Below are 15,731 nucleotides of genomic sequence, written 5' to 3' on the forward strand. Positions count from 1 at the left end.
TATGGTAAGATGAATATAGCTCATAACGAATCCTCCGTTGAATTTTGTGTGGTAACTCTATTCTACACGAGGCCGTTATGGGTTTTTTTTGTGTTTTCAGCTAGGTGTTGCACTTAATATTACAATTCGTCAAACAAAAAACGCCTGAACACAACTTTCGTTGTCATCCAGACGTTTGATTTACTTATGCGTTTTGTTCAACCAATCCACCTACACGAACTGTATCGCGGGCAATCATCAATTCTTCATTCGTTGGAATGATAATGACTTTGACCGGTGAATGCGGATAGTTGATGAATAATTCTTCGCCGCGTGCACCGTTGTTGAGTGATGGATCCCAGTAAACGCCCATGAACTCAAGACCGCGTAAGACACGCTCGCGGATCGAATCCGAGTTTTCACCGACACCTGCTGTAAAGATGATCGCATCGACTCCGTTCATCTCGGCTGCATATTGTCCGATGTAGCCGTGGATCCGGTTCGCAAAGATGCGAAGCGCCATTTCTGAACGGTGATTTCCTTCTTTTGCAGCTGTTTGGACATCACGCAAATCGCTTGAAAGACCAGACAGACCGTAAATACCAGATTCTTTGTTCATGACGTTCAAGACGTCTTCTGCTGTTTTCCCTGTCTTCTCCATTAAGAACGGAATCAGAGCCGGGTCAAGTGAACCAGACCGCGTACCCATTGTAATTCCTTCAAGTGGTGTGAAGCCCATCGTTGTGTCAATCGATTCACCGCCGGCAACGGCTGCGATTGACGCTCCGCTTCCGAGGTGACATGAGATCAGACGCAAGTCTTGTAACGGACGGCCGAGCAGTTCAGAGGCACGTTCTGTGACGTACTTATGGCTTGTTCCGTGGAAACCGTATTTGCGGATGCCGTACTCTGTATAGTACTCATACGGCAGACTGTAAAGGAAGTTTTCTTCCGGCATTGTTTGGTGGAACGCTGTATCGAAGACTGCGACTTGCGGTACGTTTGGCAAGATCGCTTGGAATGCGCGAATCCCGATCAAGTTTGGTGGAATGTGCAACGGACCGAGCTCCGTGTACGATTCGATATCTTGCATGACGTCTTCTGTAATGATGACAGAGTCCGCGTATTTTTCCTTCCCGTGTAAGACACGGTGTCCGACACCTTTAATCTCATCATATGATGAGATGATGCCGAATTCCATCAGCTTCTCAAGTGACAATTCAACTGCTTCTTTATGTGTTGCAAGTGGAAGAACGTCTGTGAATTTCTGTCCTTCTCCGTATTTAATCGTAAAGATGGCATCGTCTTTTCCGACGCGCTCTACTAAACCGACTGCAATCATCGTTTCGTTCGGCATCTCAAGTAACTGGAACTTCAGTGACGAACTACCGGCGTTTACTGCCATAATCTTTGCCATGATTTATTTCCCCTTTTCCATTCAAATCGATCGACATTCACATCTGTATGAGTCTTGCTCTTTTTCTGTTCTACACTAGAATAGTCAAATTAACGACAGATTTCAATCACTTTGCGCATTTCATTTTAATTCTGTGTTAATCCATTCATCAATCTGTTTCACCATTCCGCCAAACGCACGGGCATCCGTAAACGACGGTAACTCGGCCAGTAATGCTTGTTTCGGCATCGTCATGCCCGCCAAGTGGTTCCGGACTATCAGATAACTTTTAGCCGCTTGCTCCTGTTTAAACATCGTCAATGGTAATTGGAGGATTCCGACGACATGTGCTTTCGTTTCGAAATACTGCTTCAGTTTACCTTCTGTATCATGTTGAAAAAGTCCATTCGGAATGACGAACACACCAAACCCGCCCGGCTTGACATAATTCATCGCTTGTTCAATCAACAGGAAGTGACTGTAACTCATGCCTTCGTCCCGTTTTAAAACGTACGTTTCTGAAACTTCCTCATCCGGATAGTAGCCAATCGGCAAGTCTGCCATCGCCAAATCGACCGGATCAAGCAGGAGCGGACGTAATGCATCCTGATGCGTATAGTTGACCGGATAATCCATTAATTCCGAAACCGATGCCGATAATCGAATCAACGTTTCATCCACTTCGACGGCTTCGGCAACCGTATCTTTTGGAAGTTGACTGAGGACAGCATGCAACATGCCGCCGGTTCCGCTGCCGAGATCAAGTAAACGGACATCCTCCTTCTTGATTAATTTCCCGATTAAATAACCCGCAAACAATGCAACGCTGTCCGGTGTCGGCAAATGATTCGGTTGCGCTTGTTTCATTCCTTCAAGAATTGCGAGGGAAACCGCTTTGCGGACTGTTTCCGGTTCCACGTTTTCCGTATGCCGCTCATTTAAGCGGTCAATGACTTCCGTTAATCCTTCAAGATAAGGCATGTCCAAATCACGTTCTAACTTACGTGCTTGTTGCGTCAGTTCTTTATATAATTTTTCTAACGATTCCATATGTTTCCCACCCTTTCCAAAACGAAACGGCCCCCGCACTTCTTGGGAGCCGTTTTTTCTCATTACTTTCATTGTAGCGGTTTTACGCCGTTTGTAAACTATTCTTACTTCGTTGCTTTTGCGCCTTTAGCAGCTGCAAGTGCCGAATCGAAATCAACTTCGTTCGTTGACTCTTCTAAATATTCCGCGTAGACGACTTCATTTGACGCATCGATGACGAATACGGAACGGGCGAGCAAACGAAGTTCTTCGATTGCTACTCCGTATTGTGTACCGAATGAAAGATCGCGGTGGTCGGACAGTGTGACGACGTTATCGAGGCCGCTTGCTGCACACCAGCGACGTTGTGCAAACGGTAAGTCGTTTGAAATCGTCAAGACCGTCACACCTTCGATCGCTGCTGCCTCTTCGTTGAATTTACGTGTTTGGGCATCACAGACACCTGTATCGATTGACGGCACGACACTGATGATGCGGACTCCTTCATACGTATCGCGTGTCACCGGTGAAAGGTCGTTTGCTAGAACCTCAAAATCCGGTGCCTCTTGTCCGATTTCAACAGGTGTTCCGATTAATGTGATTGCGTTGCCTTTAAATGTTGCCATGTAAATTCCCCATTTCCCAATAGATTCATATGTCGTTTTCCATTCTACTATAAAAATACTGCCACGATAACACAAGATTTCTGCCCGTGCTTTAAGCTATCAGTACCGATTTTTGTCAAAGACAGGTATAATGAAAGAGTTCATGAAACGCTTTCAAGGGGGAATTGACCATGGCTCGAAACAATGTCTACCTGTATTACCGTAATAAACAAAGACACGAGACGCAGGTACGTAAACTGATTGAAGTAGGAAATCGGTATGGATTGAACGTCGTCCAGGATCACAAACAAGCCAACATCATTGTCTCTGTCGGCGGAGACGGTGCCTTTCTTCAGGCGGCCCGCTTTACGGGATTCCGGGAAGATGCCATTTATGTCGGGTTTGGTGAAGGACAAAATTCATTTTACTGTGATTTCGACATCAACGATCTGTCTTCAGTCGAAGCGATTTTCAAAGAAACCGGCAGCCGCGCTTCAGAAGGCGAAATTGAAGTCCGCCGCTATCCGTTGCTTGAAGCTTCGATCAACGGTGGTCCAGCCATGCTGTGTCTGAACGAGTGTTCCGTTAAATCGAGCATCATCAAGTCACTGGCAATCGAAGTTTACATTGACGGTTTCCTGTTTGAGACATTCCGCGGGGACGGTATGGTCATCTCGACACCAACCGGCTCAACGGCGTACAACAAATCATTGTCAGGTGCCATCGTCGATCCATTGATCCATTGTCTGCAAGTCAGTGAGATTGCGTCCGTCAACAACAACCGTTACCGGACACTCGGTTCAGCGTTCCTCTTAAACCGCGGTCGGAAATTGTCTTTACGTATCATCGAAGACGGCAACGACTATCCGATCATCGGAATGGATAATGAGGCGCTCAGCTTAAAACGGACAGATTCTGTCGATATTCAATTATCGGAAAAAGAACTGAAGACCGTTAAATTAACGAATAATACATTTTGGCATAAAATCCAACGTTCTTTCTTATAAAATAAAAAAACTGCCGATTGGCAGTTTTTTTATTTTAATTCATGACCGGTGCCGACTCAAAGACTGTTTTACCTGCTTGAACAGTTTCCAGCAAGCGGTTGTGCAAAACAGCTTCCCCGCGTAACGTATAAAAATCCTGTTCGAAAATGACGAAGTCCGCGTCGTAACCCGGAAGCAACATTCCTTTTCGTCCGTGGGTGTCCGTCGCGATATGCGGATTTTTCGTAAACAATAATAACGCTTCATACATCGACAAAACTTCATTCGTTTTATTGATGTTCCCTGCTGTTCCGGTCGTCGCGGCATACAAGGCCCGCCGGACATCCGGATTCGAGATCGGCGCATCCGATCCGCCACATAGAAGCGCTCCCGTTTCCCTCAGTGACTTCAATCGATAAGCCCAATCGAGACGGTTCAGACCAAGACGTTCCTGCGCAAAATCTGCATCATCGAGCAGGAAGACAGGTTGGACGTCAATCAAGACCGGCAATTTACGAATCCGTGCCAATAGTTCCGGACGGACGACCGTCGCATGAATGATACGGTCCCGTGTTCCTTTTGGCGCCGGATATTTTTCGAGGACGGCGACAAAACGTTCGACCGCCAAATCGCCGATGACATGTGCCGCCACCGTGAAGCCGTAACTCCGGGCCCGTTTGACGAGTTGTTCCAATTGTTCCGGCGAATGGACTTCGATGCCGCGTGTCGTCGCATCATCCGAGTATCCTCTGCCAAGCAATGCTGTTCGTCCGCCAAGCGCTCCGTCAACAAAAAGTTTCATTGCGCCGGTCGACAGGGTCGATGGCAACACGGGATTCATCTGAATGAGTTGATCGATGACTAAATGATGAACAAGCAGATGGGCATGGAAGCCTGTTTCTTCCGTCACCTCCCGGTATGCCTGCAGGACTTCTTCTAAATCACCGTGATACGCTAAATCTTCCGTATGCGCAGCAATAATTCCGTGACGGTACAAGTCTTTGATTGCCGACCGCAACGAGGATTTATTCCGCTCGACCGATCCGGATTGTAAGGCGTACAGCGGTTCAATCGCTGCATCGTAAAGGAATCCGTCTGCTTCTCCTGATTCAAGTAATCCGATTTTCCCGCCTTCGACGACAGTTGAGGCTTTATACCCCAGCTGTTTGAATAACACATCATTAACGAGGACTGTATGCCGATCCGTCCGCTTTAAGAGCGCTGGTTCTGTCGGGAACAGTTGGTTTAACCATGCTTTCGTCGGCGCCCGGTCAAGCTTCGTTTCATCGTACCCTTCCGCCACATGTAACCCGTTGATTGCCTCTGCCTCAACAAATGCTTTTCCTAATTCCTCAAGTGTCGCATAGTTTGATGCATCGACCCGCCCGATCGCTTCTCCGTATCCGATTAAATGAATGTGCGCATCCGTGAAGGCCGGGTAAACAGCTTTCCCGTTCAGGTCAACGATTGACAGAATCCGTCTTCCGAACCGTCGGCGTAACTTTCCTTCTTCCCCCATTGCAATGATACGCGTTCCTTCAACGAACATCGCCGAATGAATGTCTGTTTCATGCGACATCGTTCGAATGATTCCGTTCACATACAGTTTCCCCATCTCAATCGCTCCTTTTTTTACAAAAACAGGGTGACCTGGACGGCCACCCTGAATTGTCAGTGATGATTATGCATGCATCGTTTCCGGTTGACCGCATGCTTTTCGAATACGTTCAATCGAATTAGGATCAAACTGTTGTAACACTTGTTCCCCTAACGCAATCGTCCGTTCATAGTCTCCTGCAAGGAACTTCGTCTCAGCAATCGTCAACGACATATGTATCTCGTTATCTTGTCGACGGAATCGATTGGCGTATTGGACGAGTCGCTCTGCATACGTGACTTCGAATACTACTTTATCTATCCGTTCTTGCAATATTTTAAACGTTCCGTTGACATCTTCACTTTGCGAAACGATGTAATGGACGTTAAACGGTAACTCTTCCAACCGCATCTCAAGTGTCTGCAGTGAACGGCTTGATGCCTGCAAAGCCTCTTCGACGTCTGCCGGAATTTTCGGGAGACCGAGTCGTTTTAAGCGTAATCGGATGGTCGATAACAGTTGACGCCACTCGGCAACACGTTGACGGACTTCCGTTTCTTCCTTCCGTAATGCCTGCAGTTCAACAGCGAACCGTTCATATTGAAGCATCAGCTGTTCTTCCAAACGGACCGCATCCCGCATTTGATCTTCAAGCATGCTGAAAGGAATGATCCGGCTCGCAATCGATTCATCTAAATCTTTTGCTGCTCCGAACAACATTTCTTCATCGCGCTGAATCGATTCGTAATGTTCCCCTAAATCTGCTGAAATCTCGTAATTCTCACGGAGCATGCTGAATTCCTGCGCCAGTTGATGGACCTTTTCCCGCATCCGTAATGCTTTTTGTTTCAATGATTGATTTTCTTTTTTGACATGATGTCTTGCATCGACTTCCCGCCGGAATGTATCGTACATTTGATCGATATCCGAAGCGAGTTGTTGCACCTGCTCTTCAAGTCCCGCGATTTCCAGGAATTCGAGTTTTTTGACGAGGCTCAGACGTTGTTCTTCAAACCGTTTGATATCCGACTGCATTCCGAGAGGTTCAAGCGGATAACCGTCAAGCGTCATTTCTTTGTATCCGGCACTGAGCTGGTCAATCCGTTGACGTAATTCATGCGCAAGTGTCTTCCATTGTTGCGGAATCACTTCGACGAGTTGGCGTGTTTCTTCTACTTTTGCTTCCAGTAACAGACTGGTCTCATAAGCTTTCGTCACTTCGCCCGCCTCTTCAAAGGCAACCATCTCGACGCGTAACCGGTCGATTTGTTCCGCCTGCTCTTCTAAATTAGGTAATGCAGGTCCGAATGACGTCGCCTGCAACAACAGCGATTTACGAACTTGGCTCGAATTTGTTTCGCCTTGCGCCTTGAGTTCCGCCAAGACCGACTGATTCGTTTTGAATGTTGACATCTCTGCCAGCATTTCATCAATTAATCCTTCCAGTTCGGCAATTAATTGTTCTGTCACTTCCAGATCATTTTTGACCGCAACAAACCGGTAACGATCCAATCCTTCTTCCGCTCGATATAATGTCTCGTCGATTTGTGCGACGTGGACTGTCACGAGTTCCTCCCATGCTTGATGCCAGGAAGTGAATTTCGTCTCCGTCTCACCCGCCATCGGGAGTTCCTTCAGTTCTTGCAACTCCTTCGGAATCGACGCGCTGATGATTCCTTGTTTCCGAAGATCAAGTTCATCGATTTTCGTATAATATTTTTTCCGACTGACCATGCTGAACAGCATGACGAGTAATACGATGACGATGACGCCAATCACCCATGCCCACATTTGCTACGACCTCCACCCTATCAAGCGACTTTATATTTTGAGAAATTCGCTTTAATCTTATCCTTATAATAGTATAGCGCAACCGATTTGCATAGATTTACTCGGGCTTTTACTAATTTCTTCCGGATTTTTAAGTCGGAATTCCTGAAATCAATTGTTTGTCAGTCGCGGGAAAACCCGATAAGATGAATGAAATATGATTTTTCAGGAGGAATTCTATATGTTTGAGACAACGACTTATGATGGCGATCGTACAAAACAATACGAGATGTTGAATAAACAGCTTGATGCTTTGCTGACGGGAGAAACAAACCAGATTGCCAATCTGTCAAATGCAAGTGCACTCCTCGGTCAATTTCTCGACCGAACAAACTGGGTCGGTTTTTATCTGATGGATCAAGAACAAAACGAATTGGTGCTCGGACCATTCCAAGGATTACCGGCATGTGTCCGGATTCCGCTTGGTCGTGGCGTTTGCGGTACAGCGGCACAAGATCAGACGACACAACTCGTCATGGATGTTCATGCGTTCCCGGGACACATCGCCTGTGACGCGGCCACGAATTCGGAAATCGTCGTCCCGTTGATTAAAGACGGAAAAACGATTGGTGTCCTCGATATCGACAGTCCTGAACTCAGCCGTTTCGATGAGACGGATCAAGCCGGTCTCGAAGCATTCAGCGAAATTCTTCTTCGTCATATTTGATTGACAGCACGAATCAGCAGACGTATACTTGTAAAAGTGCAGAAATGATAACGATAGCGGTCAAATCGCTTGCGTATCACATTTCATGACTCGGCTTTGCCGGAGGGGCATCGTGTAACTTTGCTATCAAGCGAGGGTGCCACATCATGAAATGGGCGTAACGTGGGTTTGATGGCGTTATTATTTTTATGCAAATAATAACGAACACTAAGGAGGAGTCTTATTATGGCTCGCTATACAGGTCCAGCTTGGAAACTTTCACGTCGTCTCGGTATCTCACTTACTGAAACAGGAAAAGAAATCGCAAAACGTCCGTACGCTCCAGGACAACACGGTAACAGCCGTCGTAAAATGTCTGAGTACGGTCTTCAACTTCAAGCGAAGCAAACGCTTCGTCACATGTACGGAGTAAACGAACGCCAATTCAACCGTATCTTCAACGATGCTGGCAAAATGCCTGGTATCCACGGTGAGAACTTCATGTTCTTACTTGAAGCACGTCTTGACAACGTCGTTTACCGTATGGGTATGGCTCGTACACGTCGTGCTGCTCGTCAGCTCGTCAACCACGGTCACATCCAAGTTGATGGCGCTCGCGTCGACATCCCGTCGTTCCGCGTGAAACCAGGTCAAACGATCTCAGTTCGCGAAAAATCGAAGAACTTTGTCGTTATCAAAGAAGCACTCGAAGTTGCACCAGCAACTAAAGACTTCGTTACTTTCGATGCTGAGAAGCTCGAAGGAACGTTCGTCCGTCTTCCAGAGCGTTCTGAATTGAACGATCAAATCCAAGAACAACTCGTCGTTGAGTACTACTCACGTTAATCAGTTGTTTCAAGCATCCACTCCGGTGGGTGCTTTTTTTATGTTTCCCTTTTGCTTTTTTTGTGTTAACCTTTATTTTATATTGGTTAACACAAAAACATAGAGGACGTGTCATCTTATGAAAACAAAAGATCTTACATTTATTGCGTTAGGTGCTGCCATCATTTCTGCGGTCAGTCTGTTGCCGCAACTTCAACTCGTCGGTCCTGTGCCCATCACACTGCAAATGCTGGCCATCATGACGGTCAGCGCCATTCTCGGCGCGAAACGCGGCGGACTGGCTGTCTTGATTTTCTTATTGCTTGCCGCTGCCGGTCTCCCGTTGCTCGGTGGAAAAGGAGGACTTGCCCCGTTCGTCGGTCCGACTGTCGGTTATCTGATTGCTTTTCCGATTGCCGGTTTCTTCATCGGTCTGGTCGCTGAAAAGACCCGCCGTTTCCTGCCGTTGTTCATCGGGATGATTGTGTTTGGACTTGGTCTTGTCTATGTCCTTGGTACATTCGGATTAATGCTGGTTCTCCACCTTTCCTTCATGGATGCCCTGGTCATCAACACACCGTTTATTTTGGGAGATGTCCTGAAAGCATTGCTTGCAACGACAATCGCGGTTCGACTGCTTCCGCTCCGGTTGTTCCGTGTCGCTTAAACAAAAAAACAACGCTGACGAAATCGTCAGCGTTGTTTTTCATTCTATTTAAGTATGTTCAAGCACGAAGTATTTCTTTTTCCCGCGGCGGATAATTGTAAAATCACCGATCGCATCTTGTTTTGTGATCTCTTTTGTTAATTCTTGTTCACGATCTCCATTGATGTAAATCGCACCGTTCGTTACATCTTCACGTGCTTGACGTTTTGACGGGCTGATTTTGGCTTCAACAAGGATATCGACCAGATTGGTTGCTTCACCGAGTGTGAAACGCGGCATGCCTTTAAAGGCATCGGCAATATCTTCTGCTTTCAACGATTTGATTTCCCCGCTGAAAAGTGCTTTTGTAATGCGTTCCGATTGTTCAAGCGCCTCTGCTCCGTGAACAAGAACCGTCATCTCTTCAGCCAACCGGCGTTGCGCGACGCGTTTTTCCGGTGCCGTTTCGACTTCCTGTTGGAGTGCGTTGATTTCGTCAGGTGTCAGGAACGTAAAGTATTTTAAGAACTTGATGACATCGAGATCGTCGACGTTGAACCAGAACTGGTAAAATTCGTACGGCGTCGTTTTATCGGCATCGAGCCAGACTGCTCCGCCGGCTGTTTTCCCGAACTTTTGTCCATCCGATTTTGTCACAAGCGGTACGGTAATCCCGAATGCCTTTTGATCGTGACCGACACGGCGGATCAATTCCATTCCAGCTGTGATGTTCCCCCACTGGTCACTTCCGCCGACCTGCAGGCGGCATCCTTCATTTTCATACAGCTTCAGGAAATCGAATGACTGAAGCAACATGTAAGAAAACTCCGTGAATGAAATCCCATTTTGCAGACGCGAGTCAACGGAATCTTTCGCGAGCATGTAGCTGATCGGGAAATGTTTTCCGATATCACGTAAGAAATCAATGATCGTCAAATCCTTTGTCCAGTCAAGATTGTTCGCAATCGTCACCGGATTTTCACCATCAAGCGGTAAAAAGCGGGATAACTGCCCTTTAATCCGGTTAGCAAATTCTTCAACGATATCTGATGTATTCAATGAGCGTTCCGTCGAACGACCGCTTGGATCCCCGATCATCCCTGTCGCTCCGCCAACTAATCCAATCGCATGATGTCCTGCTTCCTGGAAGCGTCGTAAGACAAGAATCGGCAGTAAATGTCCGATGTGGAGCGAATCAGCTGTCGGATCGAATCCTGTGTAAAGTGTCGTCGGACTGGAAAGTAACTCCTTAATTCCTTCTTCATCCGTCATCTGGCTGATCAATCCGCGAAACTCTAAATCTTCAAGTAACGTCATCTGTCTTCCCCCTAAAATAGTCTAAAAAAAAACCGTCCCCTCGTCTGAAACGAAGGGACGGAATATTCCGTGGTACCACCCTAATTGCATGAAAATCATGCCACTTAGATTGCCGATAACGGGGCAGTCCGCTTGATTTCTCAAGAAGCTCCTGGAAGCGTAATTCATGAAGCGCTATGTCCTAGTTCGCAGCACCACTAGGTCTCTGATACAGGGAGCGGTTCATTACTTTTTTCCAATCACAGCTGATTTTACTATACATTTGATGAAGCTGTTTCCATGATACGTTGAAGCAGAATCCACTGTCAAGCCATTTTCTAATACTTCAGTTATGGTATAATACGTCTATCTGTGATTTAATGTTAATTTACACCCAAGTTTAAGATGTAAAGGAGATCATTTATGCGCGAGAACTGGTTCAAGTTTTGGAATCATCCCCGGACGAAAGCCGTTCGGCACTGGTCAAATATCACATATGATGTGTCTTGGAATATCATTTTATTCCTCATTATAGGGGTCCTGTTGGTCGGAAGTTTTTCTGTCGGAGCAGCTGGCGGCTATTTCGCTTCGCTCGTCAAAGATACAAAAGCTCCGAAACTAACAGAAATGAAACAACAAGTAAACAGTTACGCCGTTACGAGTGAGATCTACTGGGGAAGTGGCGAAAAGCTGACGAACATCGCCACAGACGAAGAACGTCAACCTGTCAATATCAAAGAAATTTCTCCTTATCTGCTCGATGCTGTTTTATCAACGGAAGATGTTGATTTCTATGAGCATGATGGAGTCGTTCCAAAAGCCACTTTACGTGCCGTCTTACAGGAATTGACGAACTCGTCTTCTCGGACGGGCGGAAGTACGTTAACACAACAATTGATTAAAAACCAAATTTTGACGAATGAAGTATCTTTTGAAAGAAAAGCGAAAGAAATCATTTTGGCACTTCGTCTCGAAAATGCAATGACTAAAGATGAAATTCTTCAAGCATATCTGAACGTCGTTTCATTCGGACGGAATTCACTCGGGCGAAATATCGCCGGAATCGAAGCTGCGTCACGTGGTGTATTCAATAAACCCGCTAAAAAACTGACATTACCGCAAGCAGCATTCCTGGCCGGTATTCCAAAAAACCCTTACTACTATACGCCTTACCTTCAAGGTGGGGTCGTCAAAAAAGATTTGACGCCGAGTACCAATCGGATGAAAACCGTCTTGAAGCGGATGTATGTCGCAAAAAGTATTACAAAAGCCCAATATGAAAAAGCTGTAAAATACGATATTACAAAGGACTTTGCCAAAACCTCAAAACGTTCCCGCGATACGTATCCTTACGTCTATGATTTAGCCGAAAAAGAAGCACTTAAAATCATGACCAGCTATTTCATGAAACAGGACGGGATTAAAGAGGATGAAGTCAAACCTTCTGAACTGGCCGAAGTCAAAGCCAACTACCGGGATCAGGCGATGATTGCCATGAAACAAGGTGGATATAAAATTCATTTGACGCTCGATAAAAAGATTCATGAAGCGATGCAGGCACCGGCTAAAAATGCGGCCAATTTCCCAAGTGCGCCGCAATACAAACAAGTCGTTAATCCAAAAACGAAAAAGACCGTCACGAAAAAAGATCCGGAAGAGACCGCTGCGGTTATGGTTCAAAATGAAACCGGCCGGATACTGGGATTTGTCGGTGGACGTTACACGGATGGGACAGCGGATGACTTCAACCGCGCTTTCCAGGCGAAACGCCAAATCGGTTCTACCGCTAAACCGATTCTTGTTTATTCAAACGGAATTGAAAACGGATTGATCACACCGGCATCCACCATTAATGACGAAGAATATTATTACCAGACCGTTCCGCGTCAACCCGGTGATAACCCGATCAATAACGAAGGCGGACGTTACCGCGGAAACGTCACTGTCCGGGAAGCACTGGAACTCTCGCTTAACGTTCCTGCCGTTAAAACGTATGAAAAGATGAACATGTCGAACTCGATTCAAAAATTAGTGGATATGGGAATTGAAATTCCCGATAACATCCGCTATGCACCATCTGCCGCGTTAGGAACGATGGAAATCACACCGGTCGAACTGGCCGGCGCCTATGCGACACTTGCCAACTACGGGCAATACGTCAAACCGTATGTCATCTCGAAGATTACGAAAGACGGCAAAAACATCTATAAAGCAAAATCAAAGAAAAAACGGATTTACCAGGATCGGACGGCTTATTTAACGCTTGATATGATGCGAGGTGTCTTTGATAAAGGAACGGCGCAATATGCCAATTCATTACTCAAGGCACCTGGTGATTGGGCAGGTAAAACCGGGACGACGAATGAAATCAAAGACTCATATCTTGTCGGTTCAACACCTGGTGTCACGCTTGCCGTCTGGACCGGACATGACCAAAACAACTCCTTGATGGGTGCGACGACGTACTATCAACGGACACAAAATCTTTGGGCTCAAATGGCGAATCTGACATATAACGCAAACAGCAGTTACTTCAAGTCAGGTGCCCGATTCAATCAGCCAGCCTCTGTCAGTGCAGACGACTTCAAAAATACCGGTCGTTTCAAAGAGGAAGATCAAAAGAAAAAAGAAGCGGAAGCGAAGAAAAAAGCGGAAGCGGAAGCGGAAAAGAAAAAGCAAGCCGAACAAGATCGAAAGAAAAAAGAAGCAGAAGCCAAAGCCGACGCTGACGCGAAACAGAAAGCGGACGACTCAAAAGCCAAAGCCGATGCTGACGCCAAACGTAAAGCAGATGAAGCAAAAGCCAAGGCAGATGCGGATGCCAAACGTAAAGCGGACGAAGCAAAAGCCAAGGCCGATGCGGATGCCAAACGTAAAGCGGATGAAGCAAAAGCCAAGGCCGATGCTGACGCCAAACGTAAAGCGGATGAAGCAAAAGCCAAAGCTGATGCTGATGCCAAACGTAAAGCGGATGAAGCAAAAGCCAAAGCTGATGCCAAAAAGAAAGCCGATGAGAATCGGAAAAATGCAGAGTAATCCAAGTTCCGTCACTCAAACACCGACTCTAAACAAGTCGGTGTTTTTTTAGGTTTCCTTTTAAAATTAAAAAATAAAACCACCTACTTCCGATTTTTCCGGAAATAGATGGTCTCGTTTTATGATGTTTCCTCAGTCTTCCATCGTCGACAAATCTCCCGTTTCAAGATTCAGCTCCCACGCCTTTAAAACACGACGCATGATTTTACCACTACGTGTTTTCGGTAATTTATCGCGGAAATCAATTTCACGCGGAGCAGCATGTGCGGCTAATCCTTCTTTGACAAACTTTTGAATTTCTTGTTTGAGCTCTTCTGTCGGCTCATAACCGTCTCTCAGCGAAATGAAGGCTTTAATGATTTCACCGCGAACCGGATCCGGTTTCCCGATGACACCCGCTTCTGCAACAGCCGGATGCTCGACTAAGCGGCTTTCCACTTCGAATGGTCCAACACGTTCTCCGGCAGTCATGATGACATCATCGACACGACCCTGGAACCAGAAGTATCCTTCATCGTCCATATAAGCCGAGTCCCCTGATACATACCACCCTTTAAAGAAATACGACTCGTACTTTTGCGGATTGTTCCAAATTTGGCGCATCATCGACGGCCAAGGTGTTTTTAATGCCAAATTTCCCATCCGGAACGGAGGTAACTCATTTCCCTGATCATCTACAATAGCCGCTTTTGTTCCCGGAATCGGTTTCCCCATCGATCCCGGTTTGATATCCATGGATTTGTAGTTACAGATCATCATGGCCCCTGTCTCCGTCATCCACCACGTATCATGAATCCGTTGATCAAAAGCTTCTTTCCCCCAGCGGATGACTTCCGGATTAAGAGGTTCTCCTACGGAAAGGACATGCCGTAAACTGGACAAATCATGTGTATTGGCGACTTCCGCCCCTGCTCCCATCAGCATTCGGAAAGCAGTTGGTGCGCTGTACCACACAGTTACTTTATATTTCTCGATGACACTGTACCAGAAGTCCGGGTTAAAGCGACCGCCTACGACAACATTCGTCGCACCGTTTAAGAAAGGTGCAAAGATACCGTAGCTTGTCCCCGTGACCCATCCCGGATCTGCCGTACACCAGTAGACGTCGTCTTCCTGTAGATCAAGCACCCATCGTCCTGTCATCATATGTTGGATCATGGCATTTTGAACATGTAAAACGCCTTTCGGTTTACCCGTCGAACCCGATGTATAATGAAGAATCAAACCATCTTCCCGGTCCAGCCAGACAGGCTCAAACGATTCAGATGCTTGTTGAAACGCTTGTCGGAAGTCCTTGATTTTATCGTCTTCCTCGACGTCTTCATCAACCAGGAAAATCTGTTCGAGAGATGTCAGCTCATCAACAGGAACACGCGGCAATAAGGCTTTTGTCGTAATCAGCATTTTTGCTTCCGAATCCAGCAGGCGATCCCGGACTGCCTGCTCCATGAAGGCTTCGAATAGTGGACCGACAATCGCGCCGACTTTCAACGCACCGAGTAAGGCAAAATACAATTCCGGTGAACGTGGCATGAAAATGAAAATCCGATCTCCCGCTTCGATTCCTGCGTCTTTCAGGACGTTCGCCGCTTTATTCGTCAGTCTTTTCATATCGGCATACGTAAACGTCTGTTCCGTTGTCCCGTCAAAATAAATCAATGCCGTCTTATTGGCACGTTCACCTTCTGCATGACGATCGATTGCTTCGTAGGCCATGTTGACTTTCCCCGTCGTCGACCACGAAAAATACTGTTCCGCTTCTTGCCAATCATATGAATCTGAACCATCATATTCGGATAACCAATGCTTCCCCGGAAGCGCTTTCAAAACTTTCATGTCTCGTTCCTCCCCTTCACTGTT

12 protein-coding genes and 1 other annotated feature are annotated in these 15,731 nt (G+C 46.5%); of the genes, 5 read left to right on the forward strand and 7 right to left on the reverse strand.

What is annotated here, in order from left to right:
• Window positions 1-184: 184 nt before the first annotated feature.
• The 3 genes from KNP91_RS07280 to tpx form a co-directional block, all read right to left on the reverse strand.
• Complete coding sequence (locus KNP91_RS07280; protein ID WP_012371095.1) at window positions 185-1,396, reverse strand: acetate kinase; 1,212 nt, start codon at window positions 1,394-1,396, stop codon at window positions 185-187.
• 120 nt (window positions 1,397-1,516) lie between these two features.
• The gene (locus KNP91_RS07285; RefSeq protein ID WP_012371096.1) at window positions 1,517-2,425 is read right to left on the reverse strand and encodes a class I SAM-dependent methyltransferase; all 909 of its coding nucleotides are present in this window, start codon (window positions 2,423-2,425) and stop codon (window positions 1,517-1,519) included.
• A gap of 104 nt (window positions 2,426-2,529) precedes the next feature.
• Window positions 2,530-3,036 carry a thiol peroxidase gene (tpx, locus tag KNP91_RS07290; protein ID WP_148206690.1) on the reverse strand — a complete coding sequence of 169 codons (507 nt, stop codon included), beginning with the start codon at window positions 3,034-3,036 and terminating at the stop codon, window positions 2,530-2,532.
• Between the two features lie 164 nt (window positions 3,037-3,200).
• Between tpx and KNP91_RS07295 the strand changes: the two genes are divergently transcribed.
• Window positions 3,201-4,016 (forward strand): NAD kinase, encoded by an 816-nt coding sequence (locus KNP91_RS07295; RefSeq protein WP_012371098.1) that lies wholly within the window; start codon window positions 3,201-3,203, stop codon window positions 4,014-4,016.
• 34 nt (window positions 4,017-4,050) lie between these two features.
• Here the strand turns inward: KNP91_RS07295 and KNP91_RS07300 are convergent, their stop codons facing one another.
• Together KNP91_RS07300 and ezrA are read right to left on the reverse strand one after the other, a co-directional pair.
• Window positions 4,051-5,610 carry an amidohydrolase gene (locus tag KNP91_RS07300; RefSeq protein WP_214849442.1) on the reverse strand — a complete coding sequence of 520 codons (1,560 nt, stop codon included), beginning with the start codon at window positions 5,608-5,610 and terminating at the stop codon, window positions 4,051-4,053.
• Between the two features lie 66 nt (window positions 5,611-5,676).
• Window positions 5,677-7,383, reverse strand: a complete 1,707-nt coding sequence (ezrA, locus tag KNP91_RS07305) for a septation ring formation regulator EzrA (protein ID WP_214849443.1) — start codon at window positions 7,381-7,383, stop codon at window positions 5,677-5,679.
• A gap of 220 nt (window positions 7,384-7,603) precedes the next feature.
• Between ezrA and KNP91_RS07310 the strand changes: the two genes are divergently transcribed.
• From KNP91_RS07310 to KNP91_RS07320, 3 genes are all read left to right on the forward strand, one after another.
• Complete coding sequence (locus KNP91_RS07310) at window positions 7,604-8,089, forward strand: GAF domain-containing protein (protein ID WP_012371101.1); 486 nt, start codon at window positions 7,604-7,606, stop codon at window positions 8,087-8,089.
• A gap of 225 nt (window positions 8,090-8,314) precedes the next feature.
• Window positions 8,315-8,914 carry a 30S ribosomal protein S4 gene (gene rpsD, locus KNP91_RS07315; RefSeq protein WP_012371102.1) on the forward strand — a complete coding sequence of 200 codons (600 nt, stop codon included), beginning with the start codon at window positions 8,315-8,317 and terminating at the stop codon, window positions 8,912-8,914.
• Window positions 8,915-9,032: 118 nt separating this feature from the next.
• A complete protein-coding gene (locus KNP91_RS07320) occupies window positions 9,033-9,560 on the forward strand; it encodes a biotin transporter BioY (protein WP_214767134.1) in 528 nt (175 codons plus the stop codon).
• A gap of 48 nt (window positions 9,561-9,608) precedes the next feature.
• Here KNP91_RS07320 and tyrS read toward each other — a convergent pair whose 3' ends face one another.
• Complete coding sequence (gene tyrS, locus KNP91_RS07325) at window positions 9,609-10,856, reverse strand: tyrosine--tRNA ligase (RefSeq protein ID WP_214849444.1); 1,248 nt, start codon at window positions 10,854-10,856, stop codon at window positions 9,609-9,611.
• 50 nt (window positions 10,857-10,906) lie between these two features.
• Window positions 10,907-11,108 (reverse strand) — a binding site (T-box leader).
• Window positions 11,109-11,258: 150 nt separating this feature from the next.
• On the opposite strand from tyrS, the gene KNP91_RS07330 reads away from it, so the two are divergent.
• Window positions 11,259-13,871 carry a transglycosylase domain-containing protein gene (locus KNP91_RS07330; protein WP_214849445.1) on the forward strand — a complete coding sequence of 871 codons (2,613 nt, stop codon included), beginning with the start codon at window positions 11,259-11,261 and terminating at the stop codon, window positions 13,869-13,871.
• 132 nt (window positions 13,872-14,003) lie between these two features.
• On the opposite strand, the gene acsA is transcribed toward KNP91_RS07330, so the two are convergent.
• Window positions 14,004-15,707, reverse strand: coding sequence for an acetate--CoA ligase (gene acsA / locus KNP91_RS07335; protein ID WP_214767130.1), 1,704 nt, complete (start codon window positions 15,705-15,707; stop codon window positions 14,004-14,006).
• Window positions 15,708-15,731: the final 24 nt, after the last annotated feature.

The organism is Exiguobacterium sp. s138 (genome assembly GCF_018618775.1).
Taxonomy (GTDB): Bacteria; Bacillota; Bacilli; order Exiguobacteriales; family Exiguobacteriaceae; genus Exiguobacterium_A; species Exiguobacterium_A artemiae.